General features: G+C 68.8%; 15 protein-coding genes. 10 read left to right on the top strand and 5 right to left on the bottom strand.

The genetic code is table 11. The features are described from left to right. Positions 1-294: 294 nt before the first annotated feature. Positions 295-1,197 (bottom strand): hypothetical protein, encoded by a 903-nt coding sequence (locus tag EV647_RS21995; protein ID WP_134005708.1) that lies wholly within the window; start codon positions 1,195-1,197, stop codon positions 295-297. Between the two features lie 179 nt (positions 1,198-1,376). Between EV647_RS21995 and EV647_RS21990 the strand changes: the two genes are divergently transcribed. Next, positions 1,377-1,976 carry a papain-like cysteine protease family protein gene (locus tag EV647_RS21990; RefSeq protein ID WP_134005706.1) on the top strand — a complete coding sequence of 200 codons (600 nt, stop codon included), beginning with the start codon at positions 1,377-1,379 and terminating at the stop codon, positions 1,974-1,976. A 1-nt stretch (position 1,977) separates the two neighbouring features. Then, positions 1,978-2,748, top strand: a complete 771-nt coding sequence (locus EV647_RS21985) for a hypothetical protein (RefSeq protein WP_134005704.1) — start codon at positions 1,978-1,980, stop codon at positions 2,746-2,748. A 56-nt stretch (positions 2,749-2,804) separates the two neighbouring features. Here the strand turns inward: EV647_RS21985 and EV647_RS21980 are convergent, their stop codons facing one another. Continuing rightward, the gene (locus tag EV647_RS21980) at positions 2,805-3,668 is read right to left on the bottom strand and encodes a hypothetical protein (protein ID WP_134005702.1); all 864 of its coding nucleotides are present in this window, start codon (positions 3,666-3,668) and stop codon (positions 2,805-2,807) included. Between the two features lie 134 nt (positions 3,669-3,802). Between EV647_RS21980 and EV647_RS21975 the strand changes: the two genes are divergently transcribed. Continuing rightward, positions 3,803-7,651 carry a DUF11 domain-containing protein gene (locus EV647_RS21975; protein ID WP_134005701.1) on the top strand — a complete coding sequence of 1,283 codons (3,849 nt, stop codon included), beginning with the start codon at positions 3,803-3,805 and terminating at the stop codon, positions 7,649-7,651. A gap of 39 nt (positions 7,652-7,690) precedes the next feature. On the opposite strand, the gene EV647_RS21970 is transcribed toward EV647_RS21975, so the two are convergent. After that, positions 7,691-8,917 carry a DUF349 domain-containing protein gene (locus EV647_RS21970; RefSeq protein ID WP_134005699.1) on the bottom strand — a complete coding sequence of 409 codons (1,227 nt, stop codon included), beginning with the start codon at positions 8,915-8,917 and terminating at the stop codon, positions 7,691-7,693. Between the two features lie 260 nt (positions 8,918-9,177). Between EV647_RS21970 and EV647_RS21965 the strand changes: the two genes are divergently transcribed. The 6 genes from EV647_RS21965 to EV647_RS21940 all read left to right on the top strand — a co-directional run bounded on the left by EV647_RS21965 (position 9,178) and on the right by EV647_RS21940 (position 14,324). Continuing rightward, positions 9,178-9,867: an MBL fold metallo-hydrolase gene (locus tag EV647_RS21965; protein ID WP_134005697.1), complete on the top strand. Its 690-nt coding sequence runs from the start codon at positions 9,178-9,180 to the stop codon at positions 9,865-9,867. Beyond that, positions 9,864-11,195, top strand: a complete 1,332-nt coding sequence (hisS, locus tag EV647_RS21960; protein WP_134005695.1) for a histidine--tRNA ligase — start codon at positions 9,864-9,866, stop codon at positions 11,193-11,195. Before EV647_RS21965 ends, hisS begins: the two co-directional genes overlap by 4 nt. Next, complete coding sequence (gene aspS, locus EV647_RS21955; RefSeq protein WP_134005693.1) at positions 11,192-12,967, top strand: aspartate--tRNA ligase; 1,776 nt, start codon at positions 11,192-11,194, stop codon at positions 12,965-12,967. The genes hisS and aspS overlap by 4 nt, the downstream gene beginning before the upstream one ends. A 107-nt stretch (positions 12,968-13,074) precedes the next feature. Then, positions 13,075-13,500: a helix-turn-helix transcriptional regulator gene (locus EV647_RS21950; protein ID WP_134005691.1), complete on the top strand. Its 426-nt coding sequence runs from the start codon at positions 13,075-13,077 to the stop codon at positions 13,498-13,500. 32 nt (positions 13,501-13,532) lie between these two features. Beyond that, the gene (locus EV647_RS21945; protein ID WP_134005689.1) at positions 13,533-13,958 is read left to right on the top strand and encodes a VOC family protein; all 426 of its coding nucleotides are present in this window, start codon (positions 13,533-13,535) and stop codon (positions 13,956-13,958) included. Between the two features lie 12 nt (positions 13,959-13,970). Continuing rightward, complete coding sequence (locus EV647_RS21940; RefSeq protein ID WP_134005687.1) at positions 13,971-14,324, top strand: GntR family transcriptional regulator; 354 nt, start codon at positions 13,971-13,973, stop codon at positions 14,322-14,324. Here EV647_RS21940 and EV647_RS21935 read toward each other — a convergent pair. After that, positions 14,309-15,322, bottom strand: coding sequence for a cell wall metabolism sensor histidine kinase WalK (locus EV647_RS21935; RefSeq protein WP_134005685.1), 1,014 nt, complete (start codon positions 15,320-15,322; stop codon positions 14,309-14,311). The genes EV647_RS21940 and EV647_RS21935 overlap by 16 nt on opposite strands. After that, positions 15,319-15,981, bottom strand: a complete 663-nt coding sequence (locus tag EV647_RS21930) for a response regulator transcription factor (RefSeq protein WP_134005684.1) — start codon at positions 15,979-15,981, stop codon at positions 15,319-15,321. Before EV647_RS21930 ends, EV647_RS21935 begins: the two co-directional genes overlap by 4 nt. A gap of 111 nt (positions 15,982-16,092) precedes the next feature. Between EV647_RS21930 and EV647_RS21925 the strand changes: the two genes are divergently transcribed. After that, complete coding sequence (locus EV647_RS21925; protein ID WP_134005682.1) at positions 16,093-17,001, top strand: ATP-binding cassette domain-containing protein; 909 nt, start codon at positions 16,093-16,095, stop codon at positions 16,999-17,001. Positions 17,002-17,023: the final 22 nt, after the last annotated feature.

The raw sequence follows: 17,023 nt of genomic DNA, 5'->3' as shown, positions 1-17,023 counted from the left end.
CCCACCCGCACCGCACCCGCTGACCCGCACCGCACCCGCTGACCGGCACCGCACCCGCTGACCCGCACCGCACCCGCTGACCCGCACCGGACCCGCTGACCCGCGCCTCGCCTGCCGCGCCCGATCGTCGACAGGTCCAGTGCCCGTCGCTGAGTGCGAATTTGGTGGGTAGACCCATCAGGTCGGGGGTTCTGCACCCTGAACCAGGGTCAGGAACCCAGCAGGTCATGGGTCTACCCACCAAACTGGTGGGTCAGCCCACGGAATTGCGGACGGCCGGGAGCGGGGAGCGCTCTAGTCCCACTCCCAGGTGATTCCTACTGTGCCGGGGTCTGCGGAGGCTTCGATGACGTGGACGCGGCCGTCGGGGGTGAGCATCAGGTCGCGGTGGACCAGGTTCGGGCCGGACGTGTGGCGACGGCGGATCTCGTGGACGCGGACCGGCAGCGCGGCCCGGTCGAACTGCACCTCCAGCACGTAATGCATCCCGCCCCACTCGCTGAACCGCTGGTACTCCGTCGACGGCAGCCCGGTGCGGTCCTCGATCTCGTAGTGCACGACGGCCGTCTCGCCGACCGCGAGGACCCGGTCGAGGAGCAGCTCCCCGAGCATCGCACCGGCTTCGGGCGAGCGCGCGATCCGGCCGGTCCGGCAACCACTCAACGCCCGCAAGGCGAGTTGCTCGGCGTCGCAGCCCGGCTCGCCCTGGTGCGCGATGATCAGCCGATCCACCGGCTGTACGGCGACCACGCTCTGGATGACCCGCCGGCTGTGCGCACTCCGATCCGCGCCCAGCCGGACCTCTTCGAGAACGGTCACGTTGCGCAGCCGGCCGTGGGCGTCACGGCGGAGCCGGTCGAGCAGCCGGGTGAGCGCCTCGGCGTAGTCGACAACGGCGTACGGCTGCGGCGCCGTCTCCGGCTCGGTCCGCGCCGGAGGGATCCGTCCGGTCAGCCAGCCGGGCGGCACCTGCAAGAGCTCTTCTAGCGCCGTCACGGTCGCCAGCGAATCCTCGCAGGGGATCCGGCGGCCGCTCTGCCAGGTGCTGAGTGTCGCGACCCCGACGTGCAGCCCGCGGTCGGCCAGATGGGTCCGGATCCGGTTGAGGGCCAGCCCGCGGCGGGCGATCGCCTGCCGCAGTGCCTCCGCGAACGACGCTTCCGGAGTCACCGCACGGACTTCGACCGGCTTGATCATGGGCCCACGCTCCTTCAAGGCAGCAGTGTAAACATTCACAGCACCCGCTGACACTGCCTCGTCACGCCTCGTTCACGCGCCGTTGCCGTTCACACCCCCGATCCGAGTTCTTGCCGCGCAGTGGTCCCGTCCCGACGATGGACCTCGCCCACCCCGCAGTACCTCTCGAAGGAGGACTCATGCGCAGGCTCCGCCCCAGGCCCTGTCCGGTGCCTCGTCGCAGCTGGTCGTTGCTCCTGGCCACGATCCTCGGTCTGGTGACGCTGGCGCCGCTCGCCCCGCCGGCCTCGGCCGCACCCAGCAGCTACTACCTGAACGTCACCGGCCAGGCCCAGCAGAAGTCGAACTGGTGCTGGGCCGCGAGCGGCAACAGTATCGCCGCGTTCTACGGCCGCTCGTACTCGCAGAACCAGTTCTGCAACCTTGCCTTCGGCTACTCGATGAACAGCACCTGCCCGAACAACCAGGCCACGCTCGGCAACGACCAGAGGGCCTTCCGGGCGATCGGGATCAGCGCCGGCAGCTACGTCTCGTCCACGCTCGGCTTCAGCACGCTCGTCACCGAGATCGCCGCCGGCCGCCCGGTGATGACGCGGATCGGCTGGACCTCGGGCGGCGGACACATGATGGACATCATCGGGTACGACGCGTCCGACTCGACCATCGAGTACTACAACCCGTGGCCGGACGACCCGCGCTACAACTACTCGTCCTACAACTGGTACCGGTCCAACTCGCAGTTCACCTGGACGCATTCCCTGTACCGGATCGGAGCCTGACATGCGCCGCCCGAAGAACGTCCTGCTCCGCTGCGCCGCCGTACTCGCTGCTGGTCTCGGTTTCACCTTCGCTGCCGCCGGTCTGGCCGATGCGGCGGGTCCGCAGCCGGTCGCTCCGACCGAGTTGTCCAAGGCAACCAATGCCGCGCGTTCGTCCGAGGCGCTGAGCCTGCTGGGCAAGGCCGGAGGTACGGCGAAGGCCGCGGCGAGTGTCGCGCGGGACACGCAGCCGATCTACGCGCTCAACCCTGCCTTCGTGCGTGACGCGTCGGCTCCCGTCGCGACCTTCTGGTACGCCGCAACCACCGCGGCGCAAGGCGGTCGGACATTGACCGTCTTCACCACGCCCGATGCCAAGGGCGCCTGGCATGCGGTCAACGTGGCCTCCGGCAACACCGAGGCGCGGATGGTGTCGGCCGCTGCCGGAGCACTCGTCTTCACCGAGCCTCAGGTCGGCGCCTGGTACGCCCTCTCCGGCACTAAGGTGCGACCGCTCAACCAGTCGGCCGTCAAGTCGATCGGCGCCCGACCGATCACCGTCTCCGCTTACCAGGAACTCGTCTCCGCCCGCTACTCCGACAAACTGCCCGGCACCCACTACAACGACGTCGGCATGGCCGGCGGCTACGACCCCAGCACCTCAGCAACCGCCGTAGCCGAGGTATCCCCTTCCAACCACCTCTTGCTGATCACCACTTCCGGTGGCGTACTCGCACTCGCCCTCCTGCTACTCACACGCCGCCACGCCCTCAAGACCCTCTACAACGACTGACCCCTCCAGTCCGCCCCACACGGCCCGCCGTACCAATCCATTGGTGCGGCGGGCCGTCACCAGCGGCGGGGAAGGCGAGGGTGCTGGCAGAGGAAGGCCCCGACGGCCAGCTCGAGGGCGGGGTACGAGCCCCAGAGGTCGGTCCGGCGGACCGAGATGATGTGCCAGCCCAAGGCGTCCAGCTCGGTACGGCGGGTTTCGTCGCGGAGCTGTTGCTTCGTACTCGAGTGCCATTCGTCGCTGTCGTACTCGAGGCCGAGCCGCCGCCCGTCGACGGGCCGATCCGGATACCCGACGTCAAGCCGATACACCCGGTCCGGCCCCTCCACACGTACCTGGAGATCCGGCCGCCCGAAACCGGCATCCAGTAGCCGCAACCGCAGCCAGGACTCCGCCGGCGAGGCAGCGCGGTGGTCGGCGTAGCGGATGACGCGGGCGGCCAGAGAGTTGTCGTCTTCGGCGAAGTACGCCGCGGCCGCTGCTGTGAGCTCATGGAAGCTGACCACCCCCGCATGGAGGAGCGCATCGACGGCTGAGAGCGCGAACGGGAGTCTGAGGTTCTTGGCGAGCTCGATGGCCGTCGCGGCCGGAGTGATCACCTTCAGACCCTGCGTTTCGACGAAGGGCTGTTCGAGGAAGGTCCAGTGTGGGCTGACCATGGGCTCAGGTCCGAGGGCCGTGGTTTCGATGCCATGGAGCCAGGCTGCGGCCCGGCCGCAGATGATCGCGTCGGATGGGACAACCAGTCGCAGGGCGTCGGCGCGGAGGGTGGGGGAGTCGGGTACCCGGACGTCGACGTACACGCCTTTCAGGAACTGGCGGATCTCGCCGCGGGCCAGTAGCCAGGCAAGTTTGCGAGGCACCTGGCGGGCGGTGAAGGGCAAGCCGGCGAAGTAGAACGGCTGGTCGTACTCGAACATCCCAGCAGGATGACTGATTCTCCGTTCTCGTGCCTGGAGTTGTCCACAGGGGGTGAGGTCTTGACAACGGGGTGGGGTGGGTTGCCTGCTTGCAGGAGGCAACGGCGCACTCGGGGGACTAAGGGGAGTGCGGGATGAGGAGCGTTCGGGGTGCGGTAGCGGGGATTGGGTCGGCGGTGCTGGTCGCGGGGCTGGTCATGGCTCCGGGCGGTGCCGCGGGTGGTGCGGTCGTCGACGACACTCCGGTGTTGACGCCGGGCGCGGCTCCGCCGCGGATCAGTGAGGAAGACGAGCAGATCCAGTTGCAGCGGGATCTGTTCTTCATGAGCCGTCGTACGGCGGGCGACCAGCAGCTCGACAACCAGCAGGCGGGAGCACAGCGCGCGGCGGCGGCGCGGGCCGCGGCTCAGCTGCGCAAGAACGGGACACCCAGTCCGGGCCCCGCGACCTTCCCCGGTTCCTGGACCGGCCTCGGACCCGATCCGATCGTCCAGGTGACCCGCAGTACGCCGATCTTCACCGCGATGGCCGGCCGCATCGGAGCGCTGGCGATCCGGCCGAGCAACGGGCGGTTCATTCTCGGCGGTGCCCAGGGCGGCATCTGGTTGTACGACCCGGCGACCGGCACCTGGTCGGCGAAGACCGACAACCAGCCGTCGCTCGCCATCGGCGCGCTCGCGGTCGCGCCGTCCAACGACGCGATCGTGTACGCCGGTACCGGTGAAGGAGCCCTGTCCGGCGACAGCTACTTCGGCAACGGCATCATGAAGTCCACCGACGGCGGCGACCACTGGGCCCACGTGTCCGGCGACTTCTTCGAGGGCGTCTCGACTTCGGCGCTCGTCGTCGACCCGGGCAACGCGAGCCACCTCTACGCCGCGATCCTGCGCGGCCGCGGCGGTGCCCGTCGTACGACGCCTCCGGTGCACTCGCGGTACGGCGTCTGGGAGTCGAAGGACGGCGGCACCAGTTGGAACTTGCTGAAGGAAGCGAAGTCCGAGCTGAACGGCGCCACCGACCTCGAGATCGACCCGCAGAACCCGAAGGTCCTGTACAGCTCCTTCTGGGGCGACGCGATCTACAAGTCCAGCGACGCCGGTGCGCACTGGTCTCCGATCATGACCGGCCTGCCGGCCGCCGACTACGCCGGGACCGGGACGAGGTTCTCGCTCGGCCTGTCGCATCCGGCCGAGCAGAACGCTGTCCTGTATGCGGGCTTCAACTGGGACGACCAGCCTGCCCGCGTCTTCAAGTCGACGAACGACGGCGCGAGCTGGTCGATCCTGCCCCCCGGCACCGGGGACGACACCGTCGAGGACTACTGCGCCGAGCAGTGTTCGTACGACAACGTGATCCTCGCCGATCCGGTCAACCCGAACGTCGTCTACGCGGGCGGCCAGTTCAACTACGCCATCGGTTCCGGGGGAATCTTCCGGTCCGACGACGGCGGTCAGACCTGGAAGAACCTCGGCTGGGACCAGCACCCGGACTTCCACGCGATCGCCGTCGACCCGGCGAACCCGGACCACGTGCTGATCGGCAGCGACGGTGGTGTCTGGTACAGCGCCGACCGCGGCGGCCGCCCGAACGCGACCGATCCGCTCAGCGCCGTCACCTGGCAGAACCTCAACGGCACGGTGGATCCGAACACCGCCGCGGTGACGCACCGCACCGGACTCCAGCTCGGCCAGTTCACGTCGATCGCCAACGTGCCGACCGTTCCGGCCCGGGTCTGGGGCGGCACGCAGGACAACGGCACCGACCGCAAGTCGACCGCCTCGAACACCTGGTTCGACGTGGCCAGCGGTGACGGCGGCCAGGTCCTGGTCGACCCGAACGACGCCAACTTCGTCTTCGGCACGTACTTCGGTATCACGCCGTACCGCTACACCGACGGCGGCGCGTCCTTCTTCAGCAACCAGTACATCCGGACCGGCATCAACCTGAACGACCGGGCCGAGTTCTACGTGCCGTGGGTGCAGAACCAGCGCAAGACCGATCAACTGTTCCTCGGCACCTACCGGCTCTACCGCACCGACAACGGGAAGGCGCCGTCAGCGGGCGACGTGCGCTGGAAGCCGATCAGTCCGGACCTGTCCAGCGGCTGCACCGGCCCGGCGCCGAACGGTGGACGCGGGTGCTTCATCTCGGCCATCGGTGTCGGCGGCGGCGACGCGGTCTACACCGGCGCCGAGGACGGCTACGTGTACGTCAGCCCGAACGCCCAGGTCAGCGACACGCCCACCTGGAACCGGGTGGACACCGGCAAGCTGCCGAAGCGGCCGATCACCCAGTTCGCGGTTGATCCGAGCAACTACCGGATCGCGTACGCCGCCTACGCGGGCTTCAACCGCGCGACGCCGTCCCGGCCGGGCCACGTCTTCAAGACGACCGACGCGGGCGCGACCTGGACCGACATCAGCTTCAACCTGCCCGACAGCCCGGTGAACTCGATCATCCTGGATCCGTCGTACGCGAACACCTTGTACGCCGGAACGGATGTCGGACCGTTCGTTACCCACGACGGTGGTGTGCACTGGGCACCCCTCGGCTCCGGTTTCCCCGACGTTGCGATCTGGCAGCTCAACCTCGACCCGTCCCACCGGGTCCTGGCAGCCGGTACGCACGGTCGCGGTGCCTACCGCAGCTTCGACACGACGGCCGTTCCCGCGCTGGTCGTTTCGAAGGCCGACGTCGGTGTGCCGGTAGGCCCCGGCAGCCGGCTCGAGTACGCGATCACCGTGAAGAACATCGGCAACGCACCCGCGACCGGGGTGAAGATCACCGACCCGATCCCGGCGAACACGACGTTCCTCGATGCCGACAACGGCGGTACGAACGTCGGCGGCGTGGCGACCTGGAACGGTCTGACCATTCCGGCGGGCGGCACCATCACCGTGCACCTCGGCGTACGGATCACGAACTCGAAGAAGCTGACCGCGATCGTCAACGACGGCGTCCGGGTCGTGTCGGCCGAAGGTCCGTACACGACCGGTTCACCGGTCACGACGTCGATCGCGCCGGCGTACGCCGTCAGCGTCAGCCCGGCGACGCAGACCGACGGAGGCCGGCCGGGGACGGTCGTGAGCTACCCGTTGTCGGTCAAGAACCTCGGGTACACGACCGACAGCTACACCTTGTCGAGCAGCGGCGGGACCTTCCCGGTCGCGTTCTTCGACTCGACCTGTACGACGCCGGCCACCACGACACCCGCGGTCGCGCCGGGGGCGACGGCGGCGGTCTGCGCCAAGGTGACCGTCGGGGCGAGCGGTAGCAGTACGGCGACGGTGACGGCCACCTCGGTCGGCAGTCCAGGGGTGTCGGGATCGGCGTCGATCAAGACGATCGCGGTGACTGTCGACACTCTGCTCGTCGACAACGACGGCAACGCGCCCGACGTAGAGGGTGCGTACGCGACGGCCCTGACCAGCAAGGGTGTCGCGTTCGACACCTGGGATCTCGGCACCGACATCAACCTGCCGCAGAACTACCTGCTCGCGCACAAGAACGTCGTGTGGTTCACGGGTAACAGCTACCCGGCACCGATCACGCCGTACGAGGCGCGACTGCAGGCGTTCCTGGACAACGGCGGACGCCTGCTGATGTCGGGTCAGGACATCCTCGACCAGGCGGCCGGTACGACGACCTTCGTACGCGACTACCTGCACATCACGTGGGACGGGAGTGAGACGCAGAACGACAAGGCCACGAGCGCGGTGCACGGTGTCGCCGGTAACCCGGTGACGAACGGCATCGGGACGGTGCCGCTGGACCACTCGGTCCTGGGTGCCACGTTCGAGGACCGGGTCACCCCGAACGGTGGCGCGACGTCAGCGTTCACCGACGACGCTGCCCAGCCCGATGCGCTGACCTTCAGTGGGACCTACAAGGTCGTGTTCCTCGCCTTCCCGTTGGAGGCGTACGGAACGGCTGCGGACAAGGCGGATCTGATCGGCCGGACGATGACCTTCTTCGGACCGTGACGGCGGGGCTGACGCCTGCGGGACTGGGGCCCGCAGGCGTCAGCTGAAGTCGTTGAGGGCGTTCTGGGCCTGGGTCAGCCATTCGCGGCGGGCGGCGATGGCTTCGCGGGCTTCGGTGGCCTTGCGGGTGTTGCCCTGGGCCTCGAACTTGGCGGCCTGCTTCTCCAGGTCCGAGATCAGGGACTGGAGCTGCTTGACGGTCGCCTCGGCGCGGGCGCGGGCCTCGGGGTTGCTGCGGTTCCAGACCTCGTCCTCGGCCGCCTTCACGGCCTGCTCGACGGCGCGCAGCCGTCCGTCGATGGCGCGCATCGAGTCCCGCGGGACCTTGCCGATCTGGTCCCAGCGGTCCAGGTACTCCCGGAGCTGCTCGCGGGCGGTGCGGGCGTCCTCGACCGGCAGGATGGTCTCGATCTCCGCCAGCAGGGCTTCCTTGGCCTGCAGGTTCTGCACCTGCTCGGCGTTCTCCTCGGCCTGTACGGCGTCCCGCGCGCCGAAGAACAGGTCCTGCGCGGCGCGGAACCGCGCCCACAGCTTGTCGTCCACCTCGCGCGGTGCCGGCCCGGCGGCCTTCCACTGCCGCATCAGGTCCCGGAACCGCCCGGACGTCGGGCCCCACTCGGTCGACGCCGCGAGCGACTCCGCCTCGGCCGCGAGCCGCTCCTTCACCACAGCTGCCTCCTCGCGCTTCGAGGACAGCTCGGCGAAGTGCTGCTTGCGATGCCGCGTGTACGTCGTACGCGCGGAGGAGAACCGGTGCCAGAGCTCGTCGTCGCTGGACTTGTCGAGCCGGGGGAGTGCCTTCCACTCGTCGAGCAGTTCGCGCAGGCGGGTCACGCCGTGGCGCCAGTCGGTGCCGGCCGCGATGGTCTCGGCCTCGGTGGCGATCTTGGTCTTGGCGGAGCGCGCCTCCTCGACCTTGGCGGCCCGCTCGGCCTTGCGCCGTTCGCGCTGCTGAGCGACGAGCGGGGTGAGCGCTTCGAGCCGGGCCAGCAACCCGTCCAGGTCGCCGACCGCCTGTGCGCCCTCGATCGAGGCAGCGACCTTCTTCACGGCAGCGCGGGCGTCGTCCGGAGAAACTGTGCCTGCCTGCACACGCTGTTCCAGTAGCTCCACCTCGAACGCCAGTGCGTCGTACCGGCGGGTGTAGAAGGCGAGCGCCTCCTCGGGGTTCGCGTCCGGCCACTGGCCGACCGCCCGTTCACCGTCCTTCGTCCGTACGAAGACCGTTCCGTCCTCGGCTACCCGGCCCCAGTTCTCTCCGGCCACAACTCGCCCCTTCCGGCGGTATGCACTGCGCTCGTGCCCATTCTGGTCAGTCCCCGGTCCAACCACGCGGACAGGGCCCGCCTGGGCGCGTCGAGCTGCCTTCTCGACGCTCAAGCCTCCGGCGTGCAAAGGCTTATCCCTGAACAATCACAAACTCCCAGCTCAGGCGCAACGGGGTTGCATCACAATCCGGTTCGAAGTACGGCGAACCACCCGGGTAACCTTGGTGGGTCCCGAACCCCGTTCCAGGAAGGTCTGCCGTGCTCATCGCCGGGTTCCCCGCGGGACCGTGGGGTACGAACTGCTACGTCGTCGCCACCGGCCAGGGCGCGGAATGCATCGTCGTCGACCCCGGGATGGACGCGACGCCGGGTGTCGCGGAAGTCGTCCGGGAGAACAAGCTGAAACCCGTCGCGGTGCTGCTCACGCACGGTCACATCGACCACATGTTCTCCGTCCTCCCGGTCTGCGGGACGTACGACGCGACCGCCTGGATCCACCCGGACGACCGGCACCTGCTCGCCGACCCGATGGCCGGGATCAGCCCGGAGACGGCGCGGATGCTGCTCGGCGGCGATCACGCCTTCGCCGAGCCGGACGAGGTGTCGGAACTCAAGGACGGGCAGGCGCTCGAGCTGGCGGGGCTCCGGTTCACGGTCGACCACACCCCGGGTCACACCCGCGGCTCGGTCACCTTCACCACGCCGTACGACGGGCCGGAAGAGGTGCCCGCCGTCTTGTTCTCCGGTGACGTGTTGTTCGCCGGGTCGATCGGCCGGACGGATCTGCCTGGCGGCGACCATCCGGCGATGCTGCATACGCTGGCCACCAAGATCCTGCCGATGCGCGACGAGATCGTCGTCCTGCCGGGTCATGGTGGCCAGACCACGATCGGCCGGGAGAAGGCGACCAACCCCTACTTGCAGGACCTGGAGACACAGAACTTATGAGCAAGGTGACCCCTCTCAGCGGGTTCCCGGAGTTTTTGCCCAGCGACCGGATCGTCGAGCTGCAGTTCCTCGACGTGATCCGGGAGACGTTCGAGCTGCACGGTTTCGCGTCGATCGAGACCCGCGCGGTCGAGCCGGTCGAGCGGCTGTCCGACCAGGGCGAGGACGCCGACAAGGAGATCTACGGCGTACGCCGGCTCGCGGCCGGCGCCGACGAGGACGCGGCCCTCGGCCTGCACTTCGACCTGACCGTCCCGTTCGCCCGCTACGTGCTGGAGCACAGCGGCAAGCTGGTGTTCCCGTTCCGGCGCTACCAGATCCAGAAGGTGTGGCGCGGTGAGCGCCCGCAGGAGGGCCGGTACCGCGAGTTCACCCAGGCGGACATCGACATCATCGACAGCGGCGACCTGCCGTTCCACTACGAGGTCGAGCTGCCGCTGGTGATCGCGGACGCGTTCCGCAAGCTGCCGATCCCGCCGTTCCGGATCCAGGTGAACACCCGGCAGATCCCGGAGGGCTTCTACCGCGGTCTCGGCATCGAGGACATCACCGGAGCGCTCCGGATCGTCGACAAGCTGGACAAGATCGGCCCGGACAAGGTCACCGACCTGCTGACCGCGGCGGGTCTGTCCGCGGAGACCGCGAAGCAGGTGCTGCGGCTGGCGGAGATCTCGTCGACGGACGCGTCGTTCGCGGATCAGGTACGGGCGCTCGGTGTGCAGCACGAGATCCTCGACGAGGGCCTCGAGCGGCTGTCGCAGATCATGACGGCGGCGAACGAGCACGCGCCCGGCCTGCTGGTCGCGGACCTGAAGATCGCCCGCGGCCTCGACTACTACACCGGCACGGTCTACGAGACCCAGCTGATCGGTGACGAGGGCTACGGGTCGATCTGCTCCGGCGGACGCTACGACTCGCTGGCCTCCGACGGCAAGACGACGTACCCCGGTGTGGGGATCTCGATCGGTGTGTCGCGGCTCGTGCACCGCTTGATCGGCAAGGGATTGCTGACCGCATCCCGGCGTACCCCGACTGCTGTACTGATCGCGCTGAACTCGGAGGAGGACCGGGCCGAGGCGATGCGGACGGCGATCCAGTTGCGGGGGCGGGGGATCGCGGTGGAAGTCGCGCCGGCCGCGGCCAAGTTCGGGAAGCAGATCAAGTTCGCCGATCGCCGCGGTATTCCGTTCGTCTGGTTCAGCACCGAGAACGGGCCCGAGGTGAAGGACATCCGCAGTGGTGAGCAGGTGCCCGCGGATGCGGCGACCTGGACCCCGCCGGCTCAAGACCGACGTCCAAGCATCAAGACGCAAGAGGAGAACTCGTGATCCGTACCCATTCCGCAGGCTCGTTGCGTGCCGAGCACGCCGGGCAGACGGTGATTCTGGCGGGCTGGGTGGCGCGGCGACGCGATCACGGCGGCGTGGCGTTCATCGACCTGCGCGACTCGACCGGCACCGTCCAGGTCGTGATCCGCGACGAGGACGCCGCGCACGGCCTGCGTTCGGAGTACTGCCTGAAGATCGTCGGCGAGGTCTCGCCGCGTCCGGAGGGCAATGCGAACCCGAACCTGCCGACCGGCGAGATCGAGGTGATCGCGACCGAGGTCGAGGTCCTGAACGAGGCGGCTCCGCTGCCGTTCCCGGTCGAGGAGCACCACGCGACGCCGGTGAACGAGGAGATCCGGCTCAAGTACCGGTACCTCGACCTGCGCCGCCAGGGCCCGGGTTCGGCGCTGCGTCTGCGCAGCGAGGTGAACAAGGCCGCCCGCGAGGTGCTGGCCAAGCACGACTTCGTCGAGCTCGAGACGCCGACGCTGACCCGGTCCACGCCGGAAGGCGCCCGCGACTTCCTGGTGCCGGCCCGCCTGCAGCCAGGTAGCTGGTACGCGCTGCCGCAGTCGCCGCAGCTGTTCAAGCAGCTGCTGATGGTCGCTGGTATGGAGCGGTACTACCAGATCGCCCGCTGCTACCGCGACGAGGACTTCCGCGCCGACCGGCAGCCGGAGTTCACCCAGCTGGACATCGAGATGAGCTTCGTCGACCAGGACGACATCATCGCGCTGTCCGAGGAGATCCTCACGGCGCTCTGGAAGCTCGTCGGGTACGACGTGCAGACGCCGATCCCGCGGATGACGTACGGCGAGGCGATGGCGCGGTTCGGCTCCGACAAGCCGGATCTGCGGATGGGCCTCGAGCTCGTCGAGTGCACGGAGTACTTCAAGAACACACCGTTCCGCGTGTTCCAGGCGCCGTACGTCGGTGCTGTCGTGATGCCGGGTGGCGCGGACCAGCCGCGCAAGCAGCTCGACGCATGGCAGGAGTGGGCCAAGCAGCGGGGCGCTCGCGGACTGGCCTACGTGCTGGTCGGTCAGGACGGCGAACTCGCCGGGCCGGTCGCGAAGAACCTGTCCGAGGAGGAGCGCGCGGGCATCGCCGACCACGTCGGGGCGAAGCCGGGTGACTGCATCTTCTTCGCCGCGGGCCCGGTGAAGACGTCGCGGGCGCTGCTCGGCGCGGCCCGGCTGGAGATCGGCCGCCGCGGCGGTCTGATCGACGAGTCGGCGTGGTCGTTCGTGTGGGTCGTGGACGCGCCGCTGTTCGAGCCGGCCGACGACGCGACCGCCGCGGGCGACGTCGCGGTCGGGTCCGGCGCGTGGACCGCCGTGCACCATGCCTTCACGTCGCCGAAGCCGGACTCGCTGGCGACGTTCGACACCGATCCGGGGTCGGCGCTGGCGTACGCGTACGACATCGTCTGCAACGGCAACGAGATCGGCGGCGGCTCGATCCGTATCCATCGCGAGGACGTGCAGAAGCGGGTCTTCAAGGTGATGGGTCTGACCGACGAGGAGGCGTCGGAGAAGTTCGGCTTCCTGCTCGACGCGTTCAAGTTCGGCGCGCCGCCGCACGGCGGGATCGCGTTCGGCTGGGACCGGATCACGGCGCTGCTGGCCGGCACCGAGTCGATCCGCGACGTGATCGCGTTCCCGAAGTCCGGCGGCGGGTTCGACCCGCTGACCGCGGCGCCGGCGCCGATCACGCCCGAGCAGCGCAAGGAAGCGGGCGTGGACGCCAAGCCGGAGCCCAAGGACAAGTAGGGGTCGAGCTCTCCTGGGGGTTTGGAGGAAACTGGCGGCGTTGTGAATAGGCTTGGTTAGCTCTTCACAACGCCCGCCGCCTCCAGACAGGGCCTACGCTCGTTCACGTGAGCGATGTGCCGGTGGAGCTGTTGCCGCATCTGCGGCGGGCGCGGGACGTTGCCGATCGCAACTATGCCGAGCCGCTCGACCTGACCGCGCTGGCGGCCGCGGCGGGGGTGTCGAAGTACCACTTCCTGCGGTGTTTCGCGGCGGCGTACGGCGAGACTCCGATGCAGTACGTCACGCGCCGGCGGATCGAGCGCGCGACGGATCTGCTGCGGGCGACGAACCTGACCGTGACCGAGGTCTGCGCGATGGTCGGGTACAGCAGCCTCGGATCGTTCTCGCAGCGGTTCACCGAGCTGGTGGGGATGACGCCGACGCGGTACCAGCGGACGCAGACCGGCGCGCGGATCCCGGGGTGTTTCGTGTTCATGCTGGGACTGAACTCCGCAATTCCGGAGAAGCCGGCGGGGGAGTCCGGGGCCTAGCGTCGTACTGAACGCAACGATGAGGAGCTGCCGTGATCACCAACATCAGCCTGATCAGTGTCTTCGTCGACGACATCGACGAAGCGAAGGCCTTCTACACCGAGAAGCTCGGGTTCGTGCTGAAGAACGACGTGAGCCTGCCCGACTTCCGCTGGTGCACTGTGCACCACGCCGACCACCCGGAGCTGGAGCTGCAGCTCGCGCTGCCGGGGCCACCGCTGGACGACGAGGCCGCCGGGGCGATCAAGCGGATGATGGCGAAGGGCACCCTGCACGGCTTCGGCATCGCCACCGACGACTGCCGCAAGACCTTCGCCGAACTCACCGCCAGGGGCGTCGAGTACATCCAGGAACCATCGGACCGCCCGTACGGCGTGGAAGCGGTACTGCGCGACAACTCGGGCAACTGGCTGGTCCTGGTGGAGCAGCGCCCGTACACCGCGGAGGACTTCACCTGAGATGCTGACCGGATGGACATCACAGTCGATCCGGTCGGGCTGACTCCGCCGTACGAGCAGGTCCGCTCGCAGATCGAGGCGTTGATCCGCGCGGGCGAGCTGGCGCGGGGGACCAGGCTGCCGACCGTGCGCCAGCTGTCCCTGGACCTCGGGCTGGCCGTGAACACCGTCGCGCGCGCCTACAAGGAACTGGAAGCCGACCGCCTGGTCGAGACGCGCGGCCGCAACGGCACCTTCGTCCTGGCCTCCCGCAGCCAGATCGACGACGCCGCGACTCACACCGCTGCCGTGAAGCTCGCCCAAGCTGCTCGTGAGGCCGGTTTGTCGTTCGCCGAAGCCGCGGAGATCCTTCAGCGCGCTTGGTAGGTGATGTGAAGGCCGCCGGCCGGGTTGGGCTCGATGGTCAGCTGGGCCCCGTGGGCACGGGCGACGGCGGTGATGATGGCGAGGCCGAGGCCGTGCCCCTGAGACTGTGCACGCTGGAACGGTTCGGTCAGCCGGCTGATTTCGTCGGGTGGGATCTTGCGGCCGGTGTTGGTGACGGTCAGACGGCTGTCCGCGGTGGCGATGTCGACGGTGCCGCCGGGGACGTTGTGGCGGATGGCGTTGGCGATCAGGTTCGTGACCAGGCTGGCCGTCAGCGGTACGTCGCCCGTGATCGAGGCCGGGGTCAACGAGGTGCGGAGCCGGATGGCGCGGGCCTCAGCTTCTGCCTGGTGGTCCAGAACGATCTGCGACGTGAGGTGGGCGAGGTCGAAGCGTTCTCGCCGGTCGATTCCGTCGTAGCCGGTCGCCAAGGTGAGGAGCGCGTCGATCAACTGCTCTTGCTGCCGGCCGAGATCCAGCAGTTCTTCACACGCCGATCGGAGTGTGTCGGCGGACGCATCAGGGTCGGCCAGCGTGAGTTGCAGGAGCGTCCGCTGCACGGTGAGCGGCGTACGCACCTCGTGCGACGCGTTGGCGACGAACTGCCGTTGCGCGGTGAACGACTCGTGCAGCCGCCGCAGCAAGCCGTCCAACGTGCCGGCCAGCTCGGTGAACTCGCTGTATCCGGGCGGTATGCGGAGCCGGGTCTCCAGGTCCTGAGCGGACATGCTTCGCGCCGCGCGGGTGATCGTGTCGAGCGGACGCAGCGCCCGGCCGGCGATCATCCAGCCGAGGGCGATCGAGGCTGCTGCCAGTAGTACGAGGGCGACGGCGGCATAACGCAGTACGGCGGTGAGGTTGTCCGTGGACCCGCTGGTCGTGTGGCTGCCGTTGAACATCCCCAGCGCCACGACTCCCAGCACCACCATGCTGCCTCCGAAGGCGAGCGCGGTGTGGAGCAGGGCGAGCCGGCTGCGGAGTCGGGGAAGGGCCGTCATGGGGAGTCGATCCGGTAGCCGCCCTCGCGGACGGTGTGGATGGCCGGCGGGTCGCCGAGTTTGCCGCGCAGTCGCCCGATCGTGGTCTTCACCGTTGTCGTGAACGGATCGGCTGCCTCGTCCCAGACACGTTCGAGCAGCTCTTCGGCCGGTACGGCGCGACCGCCGGCGGAGAGCAGATGTTCGAGGACCGCGAACTCCTTCGGGCTGAGCTCCAGCCGACGTCCGGCCCGGAACGCGACCCGGCGGTTCGGGTCCAGGTTCAGATCGCCGTTGTCCAGAACCGGCGGCAGCGCCGGCGCGGCTCGCCGTCCCAGGGCCCGTACGCGGGCGACCAGCTCCGCGAGGTCGAACGGCTTCGGCAGGTAGTCGTCGGCACCCAGGCCGAGCCCCTCGACCCGATCGCGCACCGTCCCGGCAGCGGTCAGCATCAGCACCCGCTCGCCCGCTCCGCCGGACACGATCCGCCGGCAGACCTCGTCGCCGTGCACCTCGGGCAGATCGCGATCCAGGACGACGACGTCGTACCGCGTGACGGCCATCCGCTCCAGCGCGTCCCGGCCGTCGAGGGCCGTGTCGACAGCCATCGCCTCGCGGCGCAGGCCGGTGGCGATCAGCCGGTTCAGCGTCTGGTGATCCTCAACCACCAGCACCCTCATCTGCCCAGCTCCTCTCGACGTACGGCGGTTCACGATGCCAGGCGGCTGGTGACAACCAGGTGACAGGCGAGCGCACCGAGGCGTCACGGCGGCCCGCGTACAAACCATGCCATGACATCGATCGAGGTCGCGGAGTTGCGAAAGCGGTACGGCGGGACGACCGCGCTGGACGGGATGACGTTCACGGCACGGCCCGGGCGGGTGACCGGGTTCGTCGGACCCAATGGCGCTGGGAAGTCCACGACCATGCGGATCATCCTGGGGTTGCAGACTGCTGATGCGGGACACGCACTGGTCTGTGGCCAGCCGTACCGGTCGTTGAGGTGCCCCCTGCGTTCGCTGGGCTCGTTGCTGGACGCATCGGCTCTGCACCCGGCGCGGAGCGGCCGTAACCACCTCTTGTGGCTTGCACAGACACAGGGTCTTGGCACGCGTCGCGTGGACGAGGTGATCGAGCAGGTCGGGCTGGCGTCCGTGAGTCGCCGTACCGCCGGCGGCTACTCGCTGGGCATGCGGCAACGGCTCGGTATCGCGGCTGCGCTGCTGGGTGATCCGCCGACGATCATGCTGGACGAGCCGTTCAACGGCATGGACCCCGAAGGCATCGTGTGGCTGCGCGGCTTCCTGCGCTCTCTGGCCGAGCAGGGGCGGGCCGTACTGGTGTCCAGCCACCTCATGAGCGAGCTACAGGACATGGCCGAGCACGTGGTTGTTGTAGGTCGCGGGCGGGTGATCGCTGACAGCAATGTCGCCGAGCTGATCGCGGCGGTCTCGGGTGATCGGGTGCGGCTGCGGACCAGTGCACCAGAGGCGGTGGCCGCAGCACTCACAGCTGCAGGCGGCCAGGTGGTGGAGGCCGATGACCTCGTCGTACGGCGTCTTGCGGCCGAGCAGATCGTGGCGGTGCTCACGGCCAACGGCCTGCCCTTCTCCGAGCTCGCACCGCACCGGGCGACGCTGGAAGAGGCGTACCTGGACCTGACCGGCGACGCCGTCGAGTACCGGGGAGCGCCGGCGTGAACCTGTTGCGGGCGGAGTTCAC

The sequence above is a fragment of the Kribbella sp. VKM Ac-2566 genome (genome assembly GCF_004366005.1).
Lineage (GTDB): Bacteria > Actinomycetota > Actinomycetes > Propionibacteriales > Kribbellaceae > Kribbella > Kribbella pratensis.
This window is presented reverse-complemented; position numbering and strand designations above follow the sequence as displayed.